Source organism: Virgibacillus sp. FSP13, assembly GCF_054048505.1.
In genome coordinates this window covers 1-24,684 of the sequence record NZ_JBSVKG010000029.1, presented here as the reverse complement: position 1 = coordinate 24,684, position 24,684 = coordinate 1, and the positions used below count along the sequence as shown (strand labels likewise).

Here is a 24,684-nt window from a genome sequence, read left to right as displayed (position 1 = left end):
TTCATCTAATCTTTTGTTTCATTGACGGATCCCATTGTTCTAGCTTTAGCTGTTGCAGACACATGAAACGTACAATTGGAAAAATAATTTTCTCCACGGTCCCAATCTTCTTTAATCTTTAGCCATTGGTCATAATGTCTTTGTTTCAACATGTCATCGATTCTAAAAACATCTGTCTTTAAATCCTTCTGTGTCTTCTTGATCGTACGATTGGCTTTCTTTTCAATCTCTTTGGCAACCTGTTTTTCGATTTCAGCTAAGGTTTTTCTTTGCAAAAGATTTTCCGACCCAAAAGTCTCGGAAATAGCGCCTTCTACATTTATGGAAACAGAAACATTCACATTATTGATATCTTTCGCATCCAGCTCCATCTTACTTTTCAGGTCCTCTATCTCATATGTAATCGTTTCTTCATCTAATTGAATTTTTATTGCTCCTTCCTGTACTTCTCCATTTATAAGATTTAGTCCCTTCGTTTCTTCCCCACTAAGTATGCCAACCATCCGATTACCATAACCTTGAAAAACCGCAACTCCATCGTACTTTATACTCTTCTCAACTGAAGTTACCCTAGGGATGACGTAACTTGTTTCATCTAATAAATATTCATGCACTCGGCCAATCCTTACCGGTTCAACCTCAGCTGCTGTTTTAAAGCTGTTCTCCATTACTAAATCAAGATACATAGCAGGCAGCTTTTCATTTTCCGGTTTCGTGTCCAGTATTTTTTTAGCATTTCCATCTGAAATCATGATTTTGATACTCCGGCGCATCTCTGGGTTACGAAGAAAAAAGTCCATAATGCTGCCGAACAAGTCTGGTGTACGGGCAACCTTATTGGAAATAACAATAATTTTTTCATGTTCATAAAATGGCGCTCGACTTGTTAATTCAGCCATTGCTCGTGAAATCTCAAACATGCTTTCACCAGATGCTGATATGTTGTTAAATGCCTTCTGTCCACCACCACCTTGCATTGGTGCTCCCAAACCCGCAGGCACAACAAATTGATTGGTTAACGATAAAACGTATCCGCCACTCTCTTTCTCTTCAGTCATATCGATAGCTGACCCAACAACAAACCCGCGCTCCTCAATATCTACCTGATCCCAGCAGCCAGTTAACAACAAAATCAATGAGCTCGATAGGAGAAACATTATTTTTCGTTTAATCAACTTGTTTTAACCCCCTTAGTTTGGCGATCAAGCTCAATAAAATAGTAACTACAACCGTAAAAGCGACTGCAAAATAACTTAATACCGTTCCAGATGTGGAAACGGCCACTAAATCTTTCGGCAACATCGCCATGATATATACAATAGGTGACAAAATAAAAATTAACTTCAGTTTTGGTGTATGTTTAAAAATAGAACCTAATGCAAATACAGCAATATCAAAGGACATTACCGTTGTATTAAAAATAGCCATGATCCAAATAACAAAAAATACGGATTCAAATCGTTCAAAGAATCCACCAGGTATGTCGACCTCTTTTGCCAATTCAATTGTTGGAAAAAGGAGATTTGATGTAACCGAATTACCAAACACACCGATACACGTAATAAAAAGCAAGATATAAAGTACGATTGGAATACACGTCCCAATTACTGCCATTTTCGGTGTTCGCTCTGGTTTTCTTACTAACGATATATAAAACAAAATAATACCAAACCCCATGTAAGAGGTTAGGCCAGTTGTGATACCAGTTTTATAACCACCCATCGTTGTTTGAAAAAAAGGTAGCAGATTATCAAATGAAAACCACCCCAAATTAAACATCGGTACGGCAATCCCGATCAATATGATAATTGGTAAAAACATCATGTTTAAGCGGAATATACCTGCCCTTGAACCCGATACTGCATAGACCACGACGAGCAAAAAGGTAAGAGCAACGACTTCAACTGGTGTTCGATCAAATAAATATTGTTTAGCAATATCCGATATTTCCCTAACTTCATAAGCTGCCAACATAAGACCAATCATTGCAAAAATAAATGTGAATACGATTGCTATCGGTTTTGTGACAATTTTCGATGCATAAGAAAGAAATGATTGGTTAGGGAACCCTGCTGCCAATTTAGCCATCATCCAGGTGATAAAGGTAATAAAGATCCCACCTGCTACTAGTGGAATCCAACCATCCACCCCCATTGTTACAGCAGCAATCTCCTTCGGCAGCGAAAGAATTCCAACCCCAATTACCATGGAAGGAATTGCGATTAAAATTTCCCGATGACTAATTTTTTCGTCGCCATATTCGAACCATTTCATGATCCTTCTCCCCCTTTATTTGCAGATTCAGGATCCACTGTATTGAGGTATTGTGGGCGTTTCGTTAACACTTGAATTGGCGCACGTAAGACAAGGTCCTTCCAATCTTTAAAAAAGCTTGGTGCAAAGGGAGCAGAGAAGGGCACACCAACACTTTTTAAATTGACGATATGGATATTGATCATAATGTACGCAAGAATAATCCCGTAAAGTCCAAACACTGCAGCAGCTATCATAAAACCGAAGCGAATGATCCGAAATGAAATAGCTACACTATACGCTGGCAAAGAAAAAGAAGAGATAGCTGTTAGAGCAACAACAATAACCATGATCGGGCTAACAACACCTGCCTGTACTGCCGCATCACCAATAACTAGCCCACCGACAATTCCGATTGTTTGGCCGATCGTTTTTGGTAATCTAGCTCCAGCTTCACGTAACAACTCCATTGTCACTCCCATAAGAATCGCCTCTACAAACGCTGGGAATGGGACCCCCTCTCTTGTGGCAGCTATCGAGAAAGCTAATTTAGATGGAATCATTCCTTGATGAAAGGAAGTGAGCGCAATATATAAGGCCGGAACAAACATTGCGATAAATGCTGCTAGATATCGTAATGACCTTAGTAGTGTTCCAACTGTCCAGCGTTCATAATAATCTTCAGGTGTTTGCAATGCATCACCAATATTAAAGGGTACGATCAAAACAATTGGTGTTCCATCTAGTAAAATTGCTACTTTTCCTTCGAGTAATGCGAGTGATACTTTATCCGGTCTTTCTGTGTTCATCATTTGCGGAAAAGGTGATAAAAAACTATCTTCCATCCATTGCTCAATAAAACCTGATTCTGGTGCATCATCCATATCAATTGTCTTTAGCCTTCGTTCAACTTCCTTCAATATATCTGGATGTGTAATTCCATCCATATACGTAACAACCAAATTTTTCTTAGAGCGACGTCCGATTTTATGTGTTTTAAATCGTAAATTAGGATCACGAATATAACGCCTAATGAGCACCATATTTGTTCTTATGTTTTCCACAAATCCTTCTCTTGGCCCACGAATAACTGGTTCTGTCACCGGCTCTTCTATCGAGCGACTTTCCCAACCCTTTGTATCCATAATGAGCACTTCATCAATACCATCCAAATAAAAAACTGTGCTTCCATAAAGGATTGCATTCGTTACATCATCAAGGGTGTTCCCCTTTTTAATATCGCTTACCGAAATCATTTCCTGAAAAATGATCTCTAGTAGTTGCTTAGCGTTATCAGGTAATTCCTTTCGTTCCGTCACACCTTGAATCCGAAGCAGAATATCATTATGTACTTCATTAGAATCTACTAGTCCATCGATACAAACAATTGCACCCTTATGATTGGAGTTTCGTATCGTAAATTTCCGGATTATCAGATCATTTGGCTTCTCTAACATTTTCTCAATGTTATCCATATTGGTGTCTAACTGGTTTACGATTTCAGAAAAGAAATTCTCTTGGTTATTCTGCTGCTCTTTCTTTTGATTCTTCTTATTTCGTTTAAAAAATGAACCGAATGACATATAATCCCCCACGATCACAATAAGAAGTTGTTCAAAAAGTCACCAAATGATAAGCGGCAAATCTCTTCGTTGGCTTGTCTTTGCGGTCCTCATGTAGATTTTGCCTACACTCCGGTCCTCAAGACTACGCCGCCTCGATCTTCTTGCTTCTAATTTGGCAACTTTTTGAACACGCACTATAAGCTGTTTCCCTTTTGTTTTCCCTCTTTACGTTTCTTTATACAAAGGCAACATTTCAGGATTTATCGTGTATAAGTAACCCAATAATCGAGAAACTAACAATACTTAAGGTAATTTAAGGAGGATAACAAATCAATGGATCAGAAAATAAACCTAACGTCTGCAGAACATGCCCAAATTTGGGGTGCCTATCAGAATGCTAGTTTAACGACTTGTGTGATGAAGTATTTCAATGAAAAAGTGGAAGACGAAGAAATCAAACCTATTGTTCAGGATGCCCTTACAATGGTGGAGTCCCATTTGGGAAAACTGAAACAACTATTTGAAAAGGAAAATTATCCGCTACCAGTTGGCTTTACTGACGAAGATGTCAATGTGGATGCACCAAGACTATACTCGGACAATTTCTTTTTACAATATATTTTTCAAATGGGAATGCTTGGTATGGGGGCATTTACGCAAGCAATAAGCATGTCAACACGGGAAGATATTTATCTGTTTTTCTCGGAAGGTTTTCGAGAATACAATGCGCTGCATCAAAAAGCTTCATTAGTTTCATTAACGAAGGGACTATACAATCGACCTCCTACCATTCCGACACCAAAAGAAGTTGATTTTGTTAAAAAACAAAGCTTTCTGACAGGTTGGTTTGGTGAACGGAGACCATTAACTGCATTGGAAATCGCCAACTTATTTTCCAATATCCAACGCAACAGCTTAGGAGTCGCAACATTAACAGGCTTCCGACAAGTTGCCAAGTCGAAGGAAGTAACAAAATATATAACTCAGGGAATTGAAATTGCTAAGAAGCATATCAATGTATTTAGTTCCGTTTTAAATGAAGGTAATGTACCTGTACCAGGGGGATCTGATGCAATGGTAACAGAGTCATCTACTGTTTCACCATTCTCCGACAAACTAATAATGACTCATGTCACTGCCATGATTACACTCGGGATTAGTTTTTACGGAATGAGTATCTCAACAAACATTAGACGGGACTTAATTTCACATTATACACGTCTTAGCGGTGAAATTGCCTTATACTCTGAGGATGGTGCCAACATTATGATCGACAATGGTTGGTTGGAGGAACCGCCACGTATGGTTGATCGCAATGAATTAGCAAACAAATGAAAGGAGAAATAAAATGGAAAGCAACGAAAAACATGTAGAGCTAACAGCAGCAGAGATTTCCAGTCTTTGGACATCGTACCAAAATGATACGATGGCAATATGCGGCCTGCGTCATTTTTTATCAAATGTAGAAGATGAGCAAATTCGTACCATCCTTGAACATGTTCTACGTATATCCCAAGAGCACAAGGAGAAATTAACAGCTATATTTACACAAGAAAACTATCCAGTTCCACAAGGTCTTACAGAAAAGGACATTAATTTGGATGCTCCACGACTTTTCTCTGACCGAATTTACCTTGAAATGATGGTAAATATGGTCAATTTTCATTTAGCAATTTATGGATTGGCCCTGTCACAGGTTGAACGGGATGATTTAATTAGCTATTTCACAGAGGCCGTAACGGAATCACAGGAAATGAATAAAAAGGTAAAAGAGGTTGCCAAGGAAAAGGGACTTTTAATTAGTTATCCGGAAATTCCTAAGGCACAACAAATCGACTTTGTCACGAAAAACAGCTTTTTAACTGGATGGTTTGGTGACCGCAGACCACTGCTTGGGGTTGAAATCACTGCACTCGTTTTAAATGCAAAGCGCAATGCATTGGGACAGGCAATCGTTACCGGTTTTGCCCAAGTTGCCAAATCAAAGGAAGTAAGAAAGTTTTTTAAAAAAGGACAAGAGATCTCTGGAAAACAACTTGAAGTTTTTACATCTATATTACGCGAGGATTTACTTGCTGACGGATCCCGTCTCATGACCTCCGAAGTAACAAAATCAACCGTTGCTCCATTCTCTGATAAGCTGATGATGGTTATGATCACAACACTTATTGCTTCCGGTATGGGGCAATATGGTTCATCTATGTCCGTAAGTCCCAGACATGATTTAGGCGTCCAATATACTCGGTTAATGGCAGAAATAGCCAAGTATTCCAACGAAGGGGCTAAACTTATGATCGATAATGGCTGGATGGAACAACCTCCGATAGCAGCGGATCGAAAAGATTTGGCGAAATAGGTCTGCCGAGTGCAAAAAAGAAAAAGCAGTAAAAGTTACCGTACAGAAATGTTGCTATGGAGTATTGCCTTTCCGGGGTTTGGACAATTGTTAAATTCGAAATATGTAAAAGGTCTCGTATTAATTGGATTAGAATTTTTAGTTAACGTTATGGGCAATTTTAATACCATAATTGTATTAAGCTTCCATGGAAGAATTCAGGAAGCGATCGATCAAACGAATTACCAATGGCTTATGTTTTATCCTTGTCTGTATTTTTTTGCAATATGGGACGCATATAAAGATGTAGGAGGCGGAAAAAAGCCTTACTCTTTTATGCCGTTTGTGTTTTCTGCTTATTTTGTTACAGTCGGCTTAATTCTCTCTCCAACTGTAACATTATTTGGTGTACTTATCGGTCCAATGTGGTTACCGATATTATTTTTACCGATTGGAATCATCATTGGTTTCATCATTCGTTGGATATTACTAAAGGTCAATGCTGGTGAGTCTGGTGAGGGTATGTGAAATAAAGGAATTGAAGTGAAAATGCCCTCTCCCTCTTGTTGGAATAATTGACTAGGTTCGATACAATGTATACATAATGCAAAATAGCACACCGCAATTTAGGGGTGTGTTTTCGTTTGTTATATAAACTTTTATGGGGGGACTTTATTTTGATAGAAGGGGAAATCTTGTTTAAAAGTGGGGCAAATGCTATGAAAAAATTAGAAGGTGTTGGCGGCGTGCTTTACTTAACCAACAAAGCTTTACACCACATGCCACATAAGCTAAACATCCAATCGGGTGAAACGTACATCCCACTTGAAACGATAAAACGCTTTGAGACGAAAAATGATTTTTTAATTTTACGAAATAAGCTTATCATTATTACTAAAAATGATGAACGAATTAAATTCAGGGTAAACAAAAGACAGGAATGGATTAACAAATTAAGTGAAGTGCTAGAATGATAATAATTGTCCATTGAAATTAATGCATTTCGTGTTATAATTAGACCATTCTACAATCGCATTCACTCATATAATCGCAGGGATATGGCCTGCAAGTTTCTACCGGTTTGCCGTAAACAAACTGACTATGGGTGGCAATGAACGGGAAAAATCATGCTTCACAACTTGAACATGGTTGCTTTTCTATTTCTTTCGATGTTACAGCTCGAAGGACGTTGCTCCACTCATAACATGAATGGATGCACGGTCTTCGGGCTTTTTATTTATTCCCAAGGCCGAATTAACGAAAGGGGAATAGATTGTGCAAACATTAAAGAACAAAATTCACCAAGAGGGTAACGTACTTTCAGACAACGTTCTAAAGGTAGATTCATTCCTAAATCACCAGATTGACCCGCAATTAATGAAAGAAATTGGAGAGGAATTTGCTGAACGTTTTCAGGATGCCGGTATAACGAAAATTTTAACCATTGAATCGTCTGGCATTGCACCCGCTACAATGACTGGTCTTGTTTTGGGAGTACCTGTCCTATTTGCCCGCAAACGAAAATCATTAACATTATCAGATAATCTTTATACGGCAAGTGTTTATTCTTATACAAAAGATGAATCGAATGACATTTCTGTATCCAAGGATTTTATTCAGCCTAATGATATTGTACTAATTATGGATGACTTTTTGGCAAATGGACAAGCAGCACTTGGACTAATTGAAATTGTGGAGCAAGCAGAAGCATCGCTTGCAGGCATTGGAATCGTTATTGAAAAGGGATTCCAGTCAGGTGGCAAACTGATTCGCAATCGTGGTATACGTGTTGAATCCCTAGCGAACATTGCGTCATTAAAAAATGGGCAGGTCGAATTTTTCAAGGAGGTTCACGCGTAATGAAAAATGCATCTAAACAAGTAACCTTGGGCATTCAGCATCTATTGGCAATGTACGCAGGAGCAGTTATTGTACCATTAATAATCGGCGGTGCACTAGGCTTTAACGCAAACGAATTAACGTATCTCGTTTCGATTGATATATTACTGTGTGGGATTGCCACGATTTTGCAGATTACGACCAATCGGTTTGTCGGGATTGGCCTTCCAGTCGTGCTTGGCTGTACGTTTACGGCTGTCGGTCCGATTATTGCGATTGGCGGAGAATATGGTATATCAGGCGTATATGGATCGGTTATTGCATCTGGATTAATCATTGTCCTCATCAGCGGCTTTTTCGGTAAACTGGTAAAATTTTTCCCTCCAGTTGTGACAGGGTCTGTTGTTACCGTTATCGGGATTACGCTTATCCCCGTTGCTGTTAACAATTTGGGCGGTGGTGACGGCGCAAGTGATTTTGGATCACTTGCAAATGTTTTGCTCGGATTTGGGACATTATTGTTAATTATTCTTATTTATCGATTCTCTACTGGCTTTATTCGATCTATTTCCATCTTGCTTGGCCTTGTGGCTGGTACGGTCGTTGCATTTTTTATCGGAAAAGTTGATTTTTCACCTGTAACAGAAGCAACCTTTTTCCATATGGTGGAACCATTTCATTTTGGCTTTCCGACGTTTGAATGGCCTGCTATTTTAACGATGACACTTGTTGCAATGGTTTCGTTAGTAGAGTCAACGGGAGTTTATTTTGCCTTAAGTGATATTTGTGAAAAGGATTTAACGGAAGAAGATCTGGCAAAAGGCTATCGGGCTGAAGGGCTAGCGGCCGTGTTAGGCGGGATTTTCAACGCGTTTCCATATACAACATTTTCACAAAATGTCGGGTTACTGCAAATGTCAGGTGTACGTTCCCGAAAAATCATCTTACTTACTGGTCTGATGTTAGTGGCACTTGGCTTTTTACCTAAAGTTGCGGCCCTGGCAACGATTATTCCATCTTCCGTATTAGGCGGGGCTATGATCGCTATGTTCGGCATGGTCGTGTCGCAAGGAATTAAAATGCTCGGTAAAATTATAACCGATTCACAGGAAAATTCTATGATTATTGCTTGTTCAGTAGGAATCGGACTTGGTGTAACAGTTGCTCCAGATTTATTTAGCAACCTTCCAGCAAGTATTCAAATCCTAACAAGTAATGGAATTGTAGCTGGAAGCGTAACGGCGATTACACTAAATATCATCTTTAACATGCTGCCTTTACGAAAGAGAAAACGAGCAGCAGTGTTGTATGAGCAAGAGGCATAGCATTGAATGATAAAAACCGTACCGCATGGATGTTGGCAATTCCATGCGGTACGGTTTTTTAATTTACTTCAGATCACCGAACAATAGGTAGGCATTCAATCTTCAGGTCTCACTACTCGTTATAGGTGATTTCCATACTTTTTTTGGTACACCGACTATGTTTTAATCGAGATCTATATCTACAATTCCACCAGTATTCACATCAACTTCGACTTCATATTTACTGCCTTGTGATGTTATAATTTCCACCTCATAAACCTGCATACCATTTTTTGAATCTAACTCCACCTTCACTACTTGCCCGGGAACTTGCTGCAATGCTATGTTCATTGCTTCTTCAATTGTTATTTGACGATACCAATGAGCCTCATTTGGAGGAAATCCATACGGGTTTTGATTTGGATTTGGCCAATTTGGATCCTGCCAATTCGGGTTTTGCCAATTTGGATTTGGCCAATTCGGATTCTCCCAATTTGGGTTTTGCCAATTTGGATTTGGCCAATTCGGATTCTCCCAATTTGGGTTTTGCCAATTCGGATTCCAAGATGGATTTGGATTATCCCAACTATAATTGTACATTTTTCGTATCCCCTTTTCCTTCATTATTTCTTTATTATCCTATTCATTCGCCTATTATGAGTGATTATTTTGGGCTGTTTTTCGAATGGATTGTTGCTCTTTGGGACCGCAATTGTTGCAATACACTTCACTAAAAAATAATATTACCTTTACCCAGCCAAAGACTTTGACCTTATTTAAACATGAATGGTAGGGTGTGATTATATATAGAGTAAAAAGGTCTTTATTAAGTGGAGGTAAAAGTATGAAGCAAATGCAAAAGCAAATTAAACTCGCAAAACGTCCTGTTGGGGTCCCAACTGTTGAGGACTTTGATTTTTCCGAAGCACCTATTGAAACGCCGTATGATGGCGAACTGCTAATCCGTGCAGTATATATTTCGGTTGATCCATATTTAAGAGGCAGAATGCAGGATACTAAATCCTATGTTGCTCCATTTAAACTGGATGAGGTTATTACAAGTGGAATGATTGGCCAAGTAATCGAATCAAGATCAGACAATTTTTCGAAAGGCGATGTCATTATCGGCAACCTTGGCTGGCAGGAATATGTTGTTGCAAGTGAGAAAGCAGTTCAAAAAATCAACCCAGATCTTGCACCAGTTACCGCACATCTAAGTATTATTGGAATGACCGGATTAACGGCGTATTTTGGTCTTCTCGATATCGGTCAACCAAAAGGCGGCGAAACTGTTGTTGTTTCAGGAGCAGCGGGTGCAGTTGGATCAACGGTTGGACAAATTGCTAAAATCAAAGGAACACGGGTTGTCGGAATCGCAGGTACAAAGGCAAAGTGTGACTACTTGGTAAATGAATTAGAATTTGATGCCGCCATTAACTACAAAGAAGAGGATGTACCAAGCGCATTAGAAACAGCATGCCCAAATGGAATTGATGTCTACTATGATAATGTTGGAGGAGAGATATCAGATGCTGTATTCCCACTTCTTAATAAGTTCGCGCGTATAGCTGTTTGTGGGGCAATTTCTTCATACAATAATGTAGAACCCGATATAGGTCCACGTGTTCAAAGTGCACTTATTAAAACAAGTGCACTTATGAAAGGCTTCACATTAGGAGATTATTCCGAACGACTTCAGGAGGGTAGAACCGCACTAGCAACTTGGTTAAAAGAAGGTAGACTTAAATATGAGGAAACAATTACAGAGGAATTCGATCATATTCTTGATGCTTTTCTTGACTTATTTAAAGGTGCAAATCTTGGTAAACAACTGGTCAAAGTAGCAGATTTTGATAAATGAAGAAGCGTGGGGCATAGTCCTGAAGTTTTTTTAAAATAGCAAAGGCCCTTTCCGTAATATTTATTTCTTTTGAACTTCACAATAGATATAAACTGCACAATATATAAATGTAAAAAGGTCACGCAAAAATTCAGTTGAATTAATGAGTGGCCTCTCATTTTATAATTTAGCGGTATTACATCATGCCCGGCGTGTTGTGAGCCGTTTTTTGGCCTTTGATTAATTGTGAAATGGCTTTAACTCAATGATTTTAATCGTTCTCTAACAAAAATGATTATGTTTGATTTTGTATTATTGTTCATTCCTGTTACCTTTTTGTTACTTATTCACACTACAAACTTATTCATTCAACATACTAATTCATCTATCGTTAATCACCAAGAAAAGCCATTCTTTAGAAAACGTCTTGAACTACTCGCAACTTATCAACTTTATGCTCTGGTTGAAGTAGAGGATTCTTGGGAACAAAGCCTTCTTAACTATGGCGACATACACTATAGTCAGAGGTTTCTCTTATTGACCGATCTACCTTCGCAGTCCCTGCGGATCTTGATGGTTTTTCCTTAAGTTGACCCTTGTTTGCGCAATCCTTCAGCTAATATATTTTTGCTGGCATTAATATACCTATCGTGATGAGCAAGGCAAATGGGACAAGACCAATTTCTAATTTCAAACGATTTCTTGCCGTCTTGACGTCCACATTCAGAACATATCTAGCTGGATGGAAACCATCTGTTAACTTTTATGATTGATTTGCCATACCAGTCAGCTTTGTACTGTAATTTAGCGACAAAACTAGACCAGAATATATCAGAGATAAATATCTTATCCGCCTCATCATTTACTACCTTCTTTGCTGGCTATCTGTCCTCTAATTAGACAATAAAACCGCCCTCGTGAATATAAGGTTCAAAATGTATAATTTATTTTGTAAAACGTAATAACAAAAACAACATAATATCAGTGGGCTATCGATTAGAAGCCCCCTTTTATATTACTTACTTCCTAAAAACATGACTATGATTACAGCAATAACCATTAGTATCGATACTATGAAAAGAAAAAGGTAAAAGTCCTATAATACCTCCCATTATCCACCCCTATCCTATCTTCAAAACCTATTTATTAAAAGTTTCTTGTTTTTTGAACTTATTTAGGCATCTCTTATGGAGTTCGGTTGCTCACTATATTATAAGTGGTATTGGAAGCATTTCCTTTGATATAACTAACAAAGGAAATCATCAGATGACATTTTATCAAATGGCGGTTTAATTTTTCCTTTTTTTAACTTGAAAAGTGCTTGTTTATCTTGTCTATAACATTAGTGTTATTAACTGCGCTTTCCGCCTGTGAAGATGTAAATAATGAATCAAAACCACCTATCAATATAGAAGATAATGTTACACAACTTGAGGATGAATATGATGCCCACATTGGTGTTTATGCAATCAATACGGAAACGAACCAAACGATTGAATATCACCCAGATGAGCGTTTTGCGTATGCATCCACGTTCAAAACTTTGGCAGCAGCGATGTTGCTGAAACAGAATAGTTTAAAAGATCTTAAAAAAACCATAACATATACTAAAGATGATTTAGTAACCCATTCTCCACTTACCGAGAAACATGTGGATAGTGGAATGACCTTATTAGAAATTAGTGAAGCGGCTATCCGAAAAAGCGATAACACTGCTGGTAATCTTCTACTAGAGGCTCTCGGAGGACCCAGCGATTTTAAATAAAATTGGCGATGATGTTACTCAGCCTAAACGCTACGAAACTGAACTGAATGAATTCTCCCCAAAGAATGAGAGTGATACGAGCACACCAAAAGCTATGGCAACCACTCTAAAGAAAGTTACTCAAAGTGACTTTCTTCCAGAAGACAAGCGTCAATTACTTATGGATTGGTTGTCAGGCAATGAAGCAGGAGACTCATTAATACGTGCAGGTGCTCCTGAAGATTGGATAGTTATGGATAAAAGTGGAGCTGGAAACTATGGAACAAGAAATGACATTGCAGTTGTAAACCCACCAAACAAAGCTCCAATCATCATTGCAATAATGACTCGGTACAATACAGAGAATGCTGACTATGATGATTCACTCATTGCAAAAGCTTCTAAAATTATACTAAACGCTTTTCAATAAGAAACTCATGGATACACACGCTTAAGCATGTGTATCCATGAGTTTCTGTTCATCCTCCTCTTTCTCAATCCTTTAAAGAAAACGATCTAAATCTCCTATATATCTAGTAAACCACTCTTTTCATTTCAATTATGATTACTTTTGTAATAAGTTTTTTAATTTATCATTAATAAATTCATTATCAGCATTATTGATTCCGCGGCCAGCAAAATGGCCCCAAATCGATTCAATGGAAATCAATTCAGCATGAGGTATATGTTTCACTTCATATTCGTTATCGTCCGCCGTACAGAAGAGATCAGTGCTTCCTGGCATTACATAGGCAAGTGCTTTAATGCCTCTGAGTGCTTCCTCAAAATTTCCATTATAAGTAGTGTTTGCACTAATATCTGCATGTTGCCCTGACCATAACATTGCGAGGACATTGTGTGGATCCATCTTCATAAAGCTATTTTCCCAGACACCTCCCACAAAGTCTTCTAACGAGTCAAAGCCCATTTTCCGATACAACTCTTCTTTGTAATAGCTCTGTGATAATCCCCACCCCGCATAAACACGGGCAACCGAACGCATGTCTGTAGATGTTAACTCGTTTAGTTTATCTGAATCGAATTTAATTGCAGCCAAGAGCGCAGCTTTCATTCCATCTAGAACTACGTATGTTTGTGGCCAAGTTTTTGCACCTCCACAAAAAGGCGCAATTCGTTCAACCATATTAGGATAAATTGCACCCCAATGAAATGATTGAACGCCCCCCATTGACCATCCAACTACAAGTGCAATTTTTTTAACACCAAATCTTTCGGTGATTAGCCGATGCTGGAAGTTTACGTTGTCATAAATAGTTACCTGAGGAAAATTTGCTTTGTCAAATGGCGCAGGTGTATTACTTGGAGACGAAGATAACCCGTTTCCTAACAAATTGGGAACGATAATGAAATACTTTTTTGGATCTAATGCCATATCGTTTCCAATCAACCATTCATTTTGAACATGCTGATCACCAAACGCAGTTGGATAGACAATGACATTATCTTTATTTTCATTCAACTGCCCATAAGTCTTATAAGCAAGAAATGCATTCGGTAACGTCACTCCGGACTGCAAGGTTACATCTCCTAAATCAAAAACTTCATAATCCATCATTCGTATCTCTCCCTTTAAAATGAAACACAGACATTAAGAATGTATTTCTTGTATTTAGTATATAGCTGTGTTACTTTCAATAAAAGTGAATAAAATTAAAGACAGAATTCAATATTATTGAAAGTGTAAGGAGGAAATGATGGTGGAATTACGACAACTAATTACATTTCGTACGGTTGCTTCAACTTTAAATTTTACTCGGGCGGCCGAAGCACTAAACTACGTCCCTTCCAATGTCACAATGCAAATAAAAGCATTGGAGGACGAGCTAGGTGTTCCTCTCTTTGACCGCTTAGGCAAGCAGCTCGTTCTGACATCTCCGGGCAAGCGTTTTTTATTACATATCCAAAGTGTTCTAGACAAATTGGACGAAGCTCGTAGTACCGTTCATGACAACGAAAATGTTCGCGGCACCCTTACGATAAGCGCCAATGAAGTTCTCTGTGCCTATCGTCTCCCAGTTGTCTTTAAACGATTTCGTTCTCGTTATCCGGAAGTTCGTCTAATGTTCCGCTCTATCCCGAATCAAGAACTTAAGCAAACACTTTTTGATGGAGATGCAGATGTTGTTTTCATGCTGGACGAAACTATACGCTCAACGAGACTTGCTGTCGAACCGTTGTTAGAAGAAACGTTCCAATTGTTTGTTGCTCCTGATCATCCACTTGCAAACCAAATCAAATTACAGCAAGAAGACTTTCATGGAGAGGTGTTTCTAGTGAATGAAAAAGGCTGTCCCTATCGAACCATGTTTGATCGATCGTTTGAGAAAAAGGGTATTGATAGTATTACTTATTTAGAATTTCAAAATGCCGAAGCCATTAAACAATGTGCAATTTCAGGAATAGGTATTGCCTTTCTTCCCGAAGTCACAGTGGAAGCCGAGATTGAACGAGGTGATCTTGTTACTCTCCCCTGGCACCTTTCAGACATGCAGGTATATACCCATATGGCATGGCATAAAGAAAAGTGGCTTTCACCAATCATATTATCTTTCATAGAAATAGCAAGAGAGGTTATTTCTTCTGAAGAGAAAAATAAAACTGTTTAGTCTATTCAATGCTAATAAAACACCTTCCCCTGTAAATACTTAGAGCATTAATCCACAACTGTGGTAAGACTAGCAAACTAAAATATTAAAAAAGGCTACTTTATGTAACCTTTTTTAGTAAGTCTTAAATCCACTTTAACCTAACCCTTCTATATTGTTTCTAACTACTATAAATTTTAGCTTGACTTTTATTAACTACAACTGTAGTATTTATTACTATAGTTGTAGTTAATAAATATAAAGAGCCAATCCCCATTGGTAACTTTAAATGTATTACGTCATATAAGTCAGACAAAGTGTGCCATATCCACCCAAACAATCTCAAAAGCTTTAGATTTTGTGAAGATTAACGAACTACAGATTACTATTCAAAGTTGATATCGGTAAAATACATTTTTTAATACCTTTAATACTACAAGTGTAGTTAATAAATACTAGAAAGCGAGTGAATAACTTGAAGAATATAATTAAACGCAAAACCAAGAGGATTAATTCCTCTTTTATTCTTAAGATAATCATTGCTGTTGTTCTACTAAGTGGCGGCGGTTTTACCTTTTATAAAATAGTTCTTAATCGTGATAATAATGAAGCTAATAAGGTAACGGAAAATTTCATTCAAATAATCGAGAATAAAAACTATGAAAATTTTAGTGAAGTGCTAGAGCCAGAATCATACACTTCCTTGGAATACTCCCTGGATGAAGTTATAAAGAAATATCAGCAAATATTTAACGAAATTCAAATTTCAGATATACACGCTTCAAAGGTTAATGTTAAAAAAACAAATGGCAATGAATACGATTTTTCCTATCGCCTAAGCTTTACCACACCGTTAGGTAAATTGGAGAACTTGGATTATCACACCAAAATAAAAAAAGCAAATGGTGATTTCTTATTAACATGGGACCCTTCATTAATCCTTCCTGGTATGGAAGGTAAAGATAAGGTTTCCTATCGAGTATTGAAAGCAGAACGAGGAGAAATTAAGGACCGTTTGGGAAATGGACTAGCGATAAATAAAGAAATCGGTCGGTATTGTACCAAATGACTTAAAACAGGGTCATGAAAAAAAGAAAAGAATCCAGACAATAAGTCAGAAGTTGGACATATCAGTTGATGAAGTTAATCAAAAATTAAACCAAAGTTGGATAAAAGATGATTTATTTGTTCCTCTCAAAATCGTTGATCCTAGTGAAGCGAAAGAAATACCCGGGATTACCTTTCAAAATACAAAACGTCGGTATTATCCTTTAAAAGAGGCTGCAGCTCATTTAAGTGAGAAAAATTAATGGTTTGAGCTGGAAGAAAGATAAATCCTGGGGAGATTACTCTGTCACACGAGTTTCCGATGTGGAAAATGTAGATATGAAAAAAGCGCTCATTTATTCCGATAATATTTATTTTGCACAAGAGGCTCTTGAAATGGGTGAAAAAACGTTTAGAAATGGCCTTGATCAGTTTATTTTTGAAGAGGAGCTCGATTTACCGATAGCCATGGAGCCAGCGCAAATTTCAAATAACTCGACATTTGATTCTGACATACTTTTAGCGGATACCGCGTATGGCCAAGGCGAGTTATTAATTTCACTCATTCAGCAGATAACTATGTATTCTATCTTTCAAAATGAGGGGGATATTGTTTACCCGAGATTAATAGATGATGATAGCAAACCTAAAACAAAATCGGCTATTACTAGCTCAACGGCGAAAGAAATGAAGCATCATCTAACAGAGGTAGTCAATGACCCTAATGGAACAGCTCATCTTTTATATAGCCCGAAATACGAATTAGCTGCCAAAACAGGGACAGCAGAGTTAAAAATGCGCCAAGGAGAAAAAGGTGTGGAAAATAGTTTTCTACTTGCATTTGAAAAGAAGCAAGATAGTTTCATCCTTCTTTCACTGGTAGAAGATTATTCGCCGGGAAACTCTGCAACCCAGTTGAATAAAACATTTATAGATAATTTATACGAATATCTTCATAAGCGATAACAATATAACAGGAATCATATCGAAAAAAAGTTACAACCATATTATTAAAAAATTTAGGTGGATGACCATGAAAGAGAAAAGAAAAAAGAAAGCACAACTTCCTTTTCGTTTAAATTTATTGTTTTTCATTATTTTCCTACTGTTCACTGCGCTCATTATTCAATTGGGTACTGTCCAAATTTTAAATGGACAAGAATACCAAGATGAAGTTCATAGTACGGTTAAAGATACAATTAAACTTCCCGTTCCACGCGGGAAAGTCTATGACCGAAACCATAACATCATCGTTGATAACAAAGCGTTATATGCCATTACCTATATTCCCCCAAAAGGCGTTCAAGCGGAGGATAAATTGAAGGTTGCCCGGAAGTTGTCCAAATACATGACCATGTATGATGAAGAAACGAAACAAAGTAAACTAAAAACAATTACCAATCGTGACAAAAGGGAGTATTGGTATTTGCGTCATCAAAAAAAAGCAAGTCAAAGACTGTCTGAGGAAGAAATCTCTAATATGGATAACACAGAACAATATAATACGATTTTAGATCGAATTACAAAAGAAGAAATTAGTCATTTTTCTGAAGAAGATTTGCAAGTTATGTTAATAAAAAAAGAAATGGATAAAGCATACGAACTGACACCAAAAATCATTAAAAATGAAAATATCACCTTTGAAGAATATGCCAAGGTTTCCGAGCATTTAGATGAGCTACCCGGAATTAATACGACGACTGACTGGGAGAGGTCCTACCCATTCAAGGATACGTTCAGAAGTATATTAGGATCGGTCACCTCAGAAAAACAAGGCATCCCTTCTGAAAAGCTAAGCATGTATCTTGCTAAAGGGTATAACCGTAATGACCGGGTCGGTAAGAGTGGTTTAGAAGAACAATATGAAGATTATTTGCGGGGAAAGAAAGAACAAATCGAATATACAACGAATAAACAAGGAGAGATAGTCGATACAACCAAGACTGTCGATGGTGAACGAGGCAATGATTTAGTACTCACTATCGACATGGAATTACAGAAACGTGTCGATAAAATTACAAAGGAACAACTGAATACTTCAAAAAGCAAAGACCCACATGCCAATCGATATTTGCAGGATGTCATGGCTGTAGCAATGAATCCAAAAACAGGTGACATTTTAGCTATGTCAGGCCAGCATTATGATAAAGAGAAAGGAAAATATGAGAGCGCCGAATATAAAGTGATGTACGATGCTAGACAACCTGGGTCCGTCGTAAAAGGTGCCACAATATTATCAGGATTTCAGTCAGGTGTGATTGATATCGGAACTACTTTTTATGATGAACCTATAAAAATTGCCGGCACCCCACCTAAGAAGTCCTGGAAACCACATGGATTGGGGACATTAAACGATATCGATGCTCTAAAAGTGTCTTCCAACATTTACATGTTCCATATCGCCATGCGTATGGGGGGAGAATATAATTATCAACCAGGTGAAAAAATAACCTTCCATCCAGAAGCCGTAACAGAGATGCGCAATTACTTTAGTCAATTTGGACTTGGGGTCGAGACACGGATTGATTTTCCATATGAAGCGACAGGTTATAAAGGGAACCACCCCAAAGCCGGTAATCTTTTAGACTTTGCAATTGGTAACTATGATACATTCACGACATTACAACTAGCACAATACGTGTCAACTATTGCCAATGATGGTTATCGAGTACGTCCACATTTTCTCAAAGAAGTTAGACAACCCGTTGCTGAAGATCATCCTGGGCCAATAAAACAAACCTTTAATCCAGATATTTTAAATAAAATTCAAATGGCTGACAAGTATGTCAAACGGGTTCAAGAAGGATTCCGTCGTGTTGCCCAAAACCCGGATGGAACAGCACATAGTTATTTTAATGAGGCTCCCTATACATCTTATAATCTCGCTGCAAAAACAGGGACCGCAGAAAATGAAATATATATAAAGGGTAAGAAAGTAGCGGATACAGAAAATCATTCACTCGTTGCTTATGCCCCTTTTGATAATCCTGAAATTGCCATCGCTGTTCTAGTTCCAAATACCGGCAAAGGATTGGGGTCCACCCCTAAACACAATATCGCCAAAGGCATTTTTAAAGCGTACTTTGACTTAAAAAAGGAAAAGAATTCGGAAAAAGACTAAACAGATGGTAATTTGACCTCAACTCCTAAATATAGATTATGAGCGTATACTTTTAGGATTTGTCCCTGCATGCTATAATAATTACTACAGTTGTAGAAGCAGGAGGGAACATGATGAAAGATTTTCCACAAATATCAGAAGCTGAATATGAAGTAATGAAAGTTGTATGGAAGTATGAGCCGATTTCTACTCCTGAGGTAGTAGAAAAAGTACTTCAAAAAATTGACTGGAAACCAAACACGGTTCAAACCATGCTAACGCGACTTGAAAAGAAAAACGCATTAAAAGCAGAAAAAGTCGGTCGTGCATATGTCTATCAATCACGTATTGGACAATATGAATTCGTAGAGAAAAAAAGTAAGCTGTTCCTTGATCAGTTTTTCGGTGGCACATTAAATTCAATGGTTCTAAATTTCATAGAAAATGATCAACTGTCTGACGAAGATATTTCCGAGTTGAAACAGATATTATCTGAGAGGGATACGAAAGAAGGCGACCAATAATGGACACGATTATACTTCGATTATTAGTAAGTACAGCCATCGTCTCCCTGCTCATTTTATTCATATTTCTTTTTAAAAAAGTATTTTCAAAGCACTTGTCTATCGAGGCGCATTATAAGGTCTGGTATTTTTTATTTATACCACTTATTGGTTTCCTTATCCCTTGGGATTCATTTCACTTAGGTGGATACATCTCAAAATTTTTCAGTAATCTATTTTGGAAAAATAAAGATGCTTCATCAAACGGGTTAGGTACAGGACATGCCGGTGCCTCTTCAGGGACTAACACCAATTTATTACACGATTTTGCTTTATCTGTAGATAAAACATCACTGGATATCGTATATATTGTATTTTTTAGTATGTGGCTGATTGGGATAATTTTGCTTACTGGAACAATTATTTATTCATTATACCAGATTACTAAATTAAAAAAGGCATCTATTGCCATTAAAGATAATCAAATAAATGAAATGTTAGAAAGCTGTATTAAAGAGGTGGGAGTGAAGAAAAGTATAAAATTACGAGAAACTTCCCTATTAAAGTCCCCAATAACGCTAGGACTTTTTCGGCCTTATATAATCATTCCCAAAGAGACCCGGCAAACATTCACGGTTAATGAATTAAAATACGTTTTTCTACATGAATTAAATCATCAGAAAAACAAAGATGTATTGGTTAATTATGCTATGTGGATGTTAAAAACTATTTATTGGTTTAACCCGTTAGTATGGTATGCATTTAATAAACTGCGCGTTGATCGAGAATTAGCTTGTGATGCTTCCGTGTTAAATTTATTGAGTGAAAAAGGCTATATCGAATACGGGCAAACCATTATTCATTTTGCAGATAAAAGTTCTAATAGGTCATATAAACAGCTCGCACCTGGAATTGGCGGTACGAAACAGCAAATAAAACGAAGAATTATAAGTATCGCCAGCTATTCAAAAGAGACCCTCCATTTAAAACGAAAAAGCAAAGTGATTTGTTCTATGTTAGGAGTGGTTGTATTAATCCTAACTCCAATGACTGCTGCTGTGGCTAGTTCAGACGATGTCTATCACTCTAACGAAAAAAATGTAGTCTATGAAGACCTTAGTTCCTATTTTGATGGCTATGATGGAAGTTTTGTTTTATACAATAGTTCAAACAAGCAATATCAAATTTATAATCAGGAGATGAGTCAACAACGGGTGTCTCCTGACAGCACATATAAAATTTACTCGGCCCTATTCGCGTTAGAAGCAAATATCATCACCCCGAACAACAACAAAAGAAATTGGGATGGTACTATTCAGCCATATAAAGAATGGAATAAAAATCAAACCTTATCTACAGCGCTGAGTCAATCAGTGAATTGGTATTTCAAAGATATCGATCAAGAACTTGGATTAGATCACCTACAACATAGTTTTGATAAAATTAATTATGGAAACGCAAATCTCTCAGCTGGCCTGAATGATTATTGGATGGAATCTTCATTAAAAATTTCACCAATCGAACAAGTGAAGTTGTTATCCGAACTGAGAGAAAACAAATATAACTTCAAAAAAAGAAATATCCAAACAATAGAAAAAGCTCTTCTAATTGATAAGCAAACTGATACCCAATTATACGGTAAAACCGGAACGGGAGTAGTCAATGGAAAAAGTGTGAACGGTTGGTTTATTGGCTTCGTTAAAAAAGCTGACCATACTTACTATTTTGCGGTTAACATTCAAAATGAAAACGGGCAATCTACTGGAAGCAAGGCAGCGAAAATTGCCACTCATATCCTTCATGACAAGAATATTTATTAATCGAGTCGTATAGTGAAGATATGAACGATCTACAGCTATTTTCACATCAAGAATACTGTATGTTGATGTGACAATATATCATATCCTTGCCGAATATAAATCATAAAAGAAGTCCACATCTCCAATAGAGGTGTGGACTATCTTTATAAATAAATATCTGATATGTATATCATTATTCTACAATTTCCTTTGCGGGGGAATCCTTCTTCAATTTAAAATCATAATTACTTTCATTCTTGTATTCTGGATCTAAATAACTGGATTTCTCATCACTGTCGGAAGCAACTTTGAATTGCATAAATGAGGTATACTCTTCGTCCTTCCAGCTCCAAATACCAACCTTTTCATCTTCTTTATGGAATACATTCTTCTCTAGTTTATTATTTTTATTGGTTGTGAAGTAGTTAGCTATAAATAGACGAGTGGGACCAGCAGTCAATATATTTCGATCGATTACATTACTTTTAATATCATGTTGTAATAAAATTTGTCCTCCTTCTAGTCCCTTGGTGTCATTTTTATAAATGATATTTTGGGAAATCATCGAATTTTTAGTGCCTCCTCGATTTTTATCATACCCGCCAATCGAAATCCCTGTGTAAAAATTGTCATAAATTATATTGTTATTTATGTTTATTTCATCCGCATATTTTCCAGCATGCTCTGAGGTAGCTTCAATTCCGATATCACATTTATAAATGGTGTTGTTTTCAATAGCTATATTCTTCCCACCGTCTACGTAGATTCCGCCTGCACTATAATCCTCTCCATATGCTGGATTACCATATGAAGATATTTGATAAATAGTATTGTTTTTCACTGTTCCATTACGAACATAATCAACTTTTTCATCATCATTGACACCTTCATGACCAATTAGATCAATTCCGATATTATCATTTTTTCGTACTATATTATTTTCAACCTTAAAACCTTTAATGTTACCATTAAGCACTAGAGATTCACTGGAGCCTAGTTTTAGATTTTCCACGGTATTATTCAAAACTTGGATATCCTCCATCTCACCATCTCCGTATATAGCAATCCCATGACCATTCCCTTCATCTGCATAGGTTGCAATTCCTTGTACATGATTATTTTCCAATACTATATGACTGCTTGAACCTGTTACATAGAAGCCCATTACTGTCTCGTTTGCTAAATTAGTAGTTAAGTCTTGTATAGTTAATCCACTAATGTTTACATAGTTCTTATTATTTACCGTCACTAAGGAGGTGTCCCCTTCCACATCCTTTAGGTCACTGCCACTAATTACAACTTTTTCTTCTTTATATGGTTTAAAAATAACAGGCTTTGACTTTGTCCCACCATGTTTAACGATTAGCTTTTCATGATAAGTTCCTTCCCTGATAAAAACCGTTGTACCCGCTGTTGCTTCAACAGTTGCTTTATCAATAGTACGAAAAGGTTTTGATTTTGACCCATCATTTTGATCATGACCATCTAAAGCTACATATATAGCTTGATTTTGGTCTCCGTAAATATCATTTATAATAAGAGCAACTAATATAAAAATTATTGGAAAAATAATTAAAATAATTTTTTTCATTCCATCATTCTTTCATTATAAAGCTAGTGAATATTAAATTATTCGGGGTATTGCTTTATAGTAATTATTTTTGAAACTTATCGTAAGTATCTACATGCAATGCTACAGATAAAAAGATAGTAGCGCGACTCATTGCAACAAAAACAACTCTCTTATTTAATTCATTATAATATAAGGGGGCCTGTAAATCCGTGTAGCTTTCTAAAAAACTGTATTCTTCTCGAGGATTTTTATGTTTATTCTATCCTACCTAATTCAATTATCTGACCCATTTCTTCCACAATGGATGTTAATTCTTATTAGAGAATTGTGCCCAGATAATTGAACAATCCTTTCTAATACTAGCGGGTATAAGTTATGAATATTTAAGACTTTTCATAGCGTCTGACTTTTTCGTATGGGAAGCCATTTTCCATATGTTCCGCAACGCCAAAGCCATTCTAAAGGACCGTACTTGAATAACTTGAGCCATAATGACGAACCAACGATTTGTACTATCACTACAAGAGCACTAGTAATGGTTGCAACAGAATATGAAACCATCCTGCCTTCTGGAATAAAAATTAATAAAATAACCAATATTACAGATTGGCCAATGTAATTTGTAAACGCCATTCGCCCAAATGAATTTAATGGTGATAACAATTTCCCTATCAGTGGTTCAATCACAACAAGAAAACTAACGTAAAAAACGGAAAAGAATGGTGCGAATGCTAAAGCCAAGTCCGCGAAGTTATAAAAATCAATATTCGATTCTATTTGTGCTTCAGTTAATTCGTATCCCTCCATCCCGGTTATCAACCCACCAGCAGGTGCCTTTTGCCAAAGATAAACAACGAGTATACTAGTTGCAACAAATGAAATAACAGCAAACAATATCCATTTTTTTCGATTTTTAATATAAGATTCAAATACACGATATTGGCCAAACGCCAATCCCAGCATCATTAAGGGTAAGGTTATAAGTATTTTATTACCAAAATAGCTCCCTATAATAATACCCATTATACCCAATATTAGATTAAACCTTTTTGGAATTTTATCAAAGAAAACAATAGGAATTCCCATAATTGCATAAACCAACAAGGCCTCATTAGGGTTTATTAGCTGATGTATTATTCCCACTATTGATAAAATCAGTATACGCCGAATAATAAG

General features: G+C 37.0%; 21 protein-coding genes, 2 pseudogenes and 1 riboswitch. Of the genes and pseudogenes, 15 read left to right on the top strand and 8 right to left on the bottom strand.

Annotated elements, in window-relative coordinates; translation table 11 throughout:
• Positions 1-5 precede the first annotated feature (5 nt).
• Genes ACW2QC_RS17835 through ACW2QC_RS17825 form a run of 3 tightly spaced genes read right to left on the bottom strand, consistent with a single transcriptional unit; the run spans position 6 to position 3,836 of the window.
• Positions 6-1,175 (bottom strand): Ger(x)C family spore germination protein, encoded by a 1,170-nt coding sequence (locus ACW2QC_RS17835; RefSeq protein ID WP_457545288.1) that lies wholly within the window; start codon positions 1,173-1,175, stop codon positions 6-8.
• Positions 1,168-2,274 carry a GerAB/ArcD/ProY family transporter gene (locus tag ACW2QC_RS17830; RefSeq protein WP_457545287.1) on the bottom strand — a complete coding sequence of 369 codons (1,107 nt, stop codon included), beginning with the start codon at positions 2,272-2,274 and terminating at the stop codon, positions 1,168-1,170. Before ACW2QC_RS17830 ends, ACW2QC_RS17835 begins: the two co-directional genes overlap by 8 nt.
• Positions 2,271-3,836, bottom strand: coding sequence for a spore germination protein (locus ACW2QC_RS17825; RefSeq protein WP_457545286.1), 1,566 nt, complete (start codon positions 3,834-3,836; stop codon positions 2,271-2,273). Before ACW2QC_RS17825 ends, ACW2QC_RS17830 begins: the two co-directional genes overlap by 4 nt.
• Before the next feature lie 315 nt (positions 3,837-4,151).
• Between ACW2QC_RS17825 and ACW2QC_RS17820 the strand changes: the two genes are divergently transcribed.
• The 6 genes from ACW2QC_RS17820 to ACW2QC_RS17795 all read left to right on the top strand — a co-directional run bounded on the left by ACW2QC_RS17820 (position 4,152) and on the right by ACW2QC_RS17795 (position 9,317).
• Positions 4,152-5,153 (top strand): DUF3231 family protein, encoded by a 1,002-nt coding sequence (locus ACW2QC_RS17820; protein ID WP_457545285.1) that lies wholly within the window; start codon positions 4,152-4,154, stop codon positions 5,151-5,153.
• 13 nt (positions 5,154-5,166) lie between these two features.
• Positions 5,167-6,174, top strand: a complete 1,008-nt coding sequence (locus ACW2QC_RS17815; protein ID WP_457545284.1) for a DUF3231 family protein — start codon at positions 5,167-5,169, stop codon at positions 6,172-6,174.
• A gap of 48 nt (positions 6,175-6,222) precedes the next feature.
• Positions 6,223-6,681, top strand: coding sequence for a hypothetical protein (locus tag ACW2QC_RS17810; RefSeq protein ID WP_457545308.1), 459 nt, complete (start codon positions 6,223-6,225; stop codon positions 6,679-6,681).
• A gap of 149 nt (positions 6,682-6,830) precedes the next feature.
• Positions 6,831-7,127, top strand: a complete 297-nt coding sequence (locus ACW2QC_RS17805; RefSeq protein WP_457545283.1) for a GRAM domain-containing protein — start codon at positions 6,831-6,833, stop codon at positions 7,125-7,127.
• A gap of 46 nt (positions 7,128-7,173) precedes the next feature.
• Positions 7,174-7,275, top strand: a riboswitch (purine riboswitch).
• Positions 7,276-7,428: 153 nt separating this feature from the next.
• On the top strand, positions 7,429-8,013 hold the full coding sequence (locus ACW2QC_RS17800; RefSeq protein ID WP_457545282.1) for a xanthine phosphoribosyltransferase: 585 nt from the start codon (positions 7,429-7,431) through the stop codon (positions 8,011-8,013).
• Positions 8,013-9,317, top strand: a complete 1,305-nt coding sequence (locus ACW2QC_RS17795; protein WP_457545281.1) for a nucleobase:cation symporter-2 family protein — start codon at positions 8,013-8,015, stop codon at positions 9,315-9,317. Before ACW2QC_RS17800 ends, ACW2QC_RS17795 begins: the two co-directional genes overlap by 1 nt.
• Before the next feature lie 162 nt (positions 9,318-9,479).
• Here the strand turns inward: ACW2QC_RS17795 and ACW2QC_RS17790 are convergent, their stop codons facing one another.
• Entirely contained in the window at positions 9,480-9,896 is a 417-nt protein-coding gene (locus tag ACW2QC_RS17790; protein ID WP_457545280.1) for a PepSY domain-containing protein, read from the bottom strand.
• 244 nt (positions 9,897-10,140) lie between these two features.
• Between ACW2QC_RS17790 and ACW2QC_RS17785 the strand changes: the two genes are divergently transcribed.
• A complete protein-coding gene (locus ACW2QC_RS17785; RefSeq protein ID WP_457545279.1) occupies positions 10,141-11,157 on the top strand; it encodes an NADP-dependent oxidoreductase in 1,017 nt (338 codons plus the stop codon).
• 563 nt (positions 11,158-11,720) lie between these two features.
• Here the strand turns inward: ACW2QC_RS17785 and ACW2QC_RS17780 are convergent.
• A pseudogene (locus tag ACW2QC_RS17780) lies at positions 11,721-11,966 on the bottom strand (zinc ribbon domain-containing protein).
• A 491-nt stretch (positions 11,967-12,457) separates the two neighbouring features.
• On the opposite strand from ACW2QC_RS17780, the pseudogene bla reads away from it, so the two are divergent.
• A pseudogene (gene bla, locus ACW2QC_RS17775) lies at positions 12,458-13,310 on the top strand (class A beta-lactamase).
• A gap of 135 nt (positions 13,311-13,445) precedes the next feature.
• Here bla and ACW2QC_RS17770 read toward each other — a convergent pair.
• On the bottom strand, positions 13,446-14,453 hold the full coding sequence (locus ACW2QC_RS17770; RefSeq protein ID WP_457545307.1) for an alpha/beta fold hydrolase: 1,008 nt from the start codon (positions 14,451-14,453) through the stop codon (positions 13,446-13,448).
• A 145-nt stretch (positions 14,454-14,598) separates the two neighbouring features.
• Here ACW2QC_RS17770 and ACW2QC_RS17765 point away from each other — a divergent pair, with 145 nt between their 5' ends.
• From ACW2QC_RS17765 to ACW2QC_RS17735, 7 genes are all read left to right on the top strand, one after another.
• The gene (locus tag ACW2QC_RS17765; protein ID WP_457545306.1) at positions 14,599-15,507 is read left to right on the top strand and encodes a LysR family transcriptional regulator; all 909 of its coding nucleotides are present in this window, start codon (positions 14,599-14,601) and stop codon (positions 15,505-15,507) included.
• A 454-nt stretch (positions 15,508-15,961) separates the two neighbouring features.
• Complete coding sequence (locus tag ACW2QC_RS17760; RefSeq protein ID WP_457545278.1) at positions 15,962-16,555, top strand: NTF2-like N-terminal transpeptidase domain-containing protein; 594 nt, start codon at positions 15,962-15,964, stop codon at positions 16,553-16,555.
• Positions 16,556-16,607: 52 nt separating this feature from the next.
• Positions 16,608-16,796: a hypothetical protein gene (locus tag ACW2QC_RS17755; protein ID WP_457545277.1), complete on the top strand. Its 189-nt coding sequence runs from the start codon at positions 16,608-16,610 to the stop codon at positions 16,794-16,796.
• Positions 16,783-17,499, top strand: a complete 717-nt coding sequence (locus ACW2QC_RS17750; RefSeq protein ID WP_457545276.1) for a penicillin-binding transpeptidase domain-containing protein — start codon at positions 16,783-16,785, stop codon at positions 17,497-17,499. Before ACW2QC_RS17755 ends, ACW2QC_RS17750 begins: the two co-directional genes overlap by 14 nt.
• Positions 17,500-17,566: 67 nt before the next feature.
• Entirely contained in the window at positions 17,567-19,654 is a 2,088-nt protein-coding gene (locus tag ACW2QC_RS17745; protein WP_457545275.1) for a peptidoglycan D,D-transpeptidase FtsI family protein, read from the top strand.
• 113 nt (positions 19,655-19,767) lie between these two features.
• Positions 19,768-20,157 (top strand): BlaI/MecI/CopY family transcriptional regulator, encoded by a 390-nt coding sequence (locus ACW2QC_RS17740; protein WP_457545305.1) that lies wholly within the window; start codon positions 19,768-19,770, stop codon positions 20,155-20,157.
• The gene (locus tag ACW2QC_RS17735; protein ID WP_457545274.1) at positions 20,157-21,956 is read left to right on the top strand and encodes a BlaR1 family beta-lactam sensor/signal transducer; all 1,800 of its coding nucleotides are present in this window, start codon (positions 20,157-20,159) and stop codon (positions 21,954-21,956) included. The genes ACW2QC_RS17740 and ACW2QC_RS17735 overlap by 1 nt, the downstream gene beginning before the upstream one ends.
• A gap of 172 nt (positions 21,957-22,128) precedes the next feature.
• On the opposite strand, the gene ACW2QC_RS17730 is transcribed toward ACW2QC_RS17735, so the two are convergent.
• Both ACW2QC_RS17730 and ACW2QC_RS17725 read right to left on the bottom strand, forming a co-directional pair.
• On the bottom strand, positions 22,129-23,526 hold the full coding sequence (locus ACW2QC_RS17730) for a right-handed parallel beta-helix repeat-containing protein (protein WP_457545273.1): 1,398 nt from the start codon (positions 23,524-23,526) through the stop codon (positions 22,129-22,131).
• 375 nt (positions 23,527-23,901) lie between these two features.
• The coding region (locus ACW2QC_RS17725; protein WP_457545272.1) for a DUF418 domain-containing protein at positions 23,902-24,684 on the bottom strand (783 nt) is incomplete at its 5' end.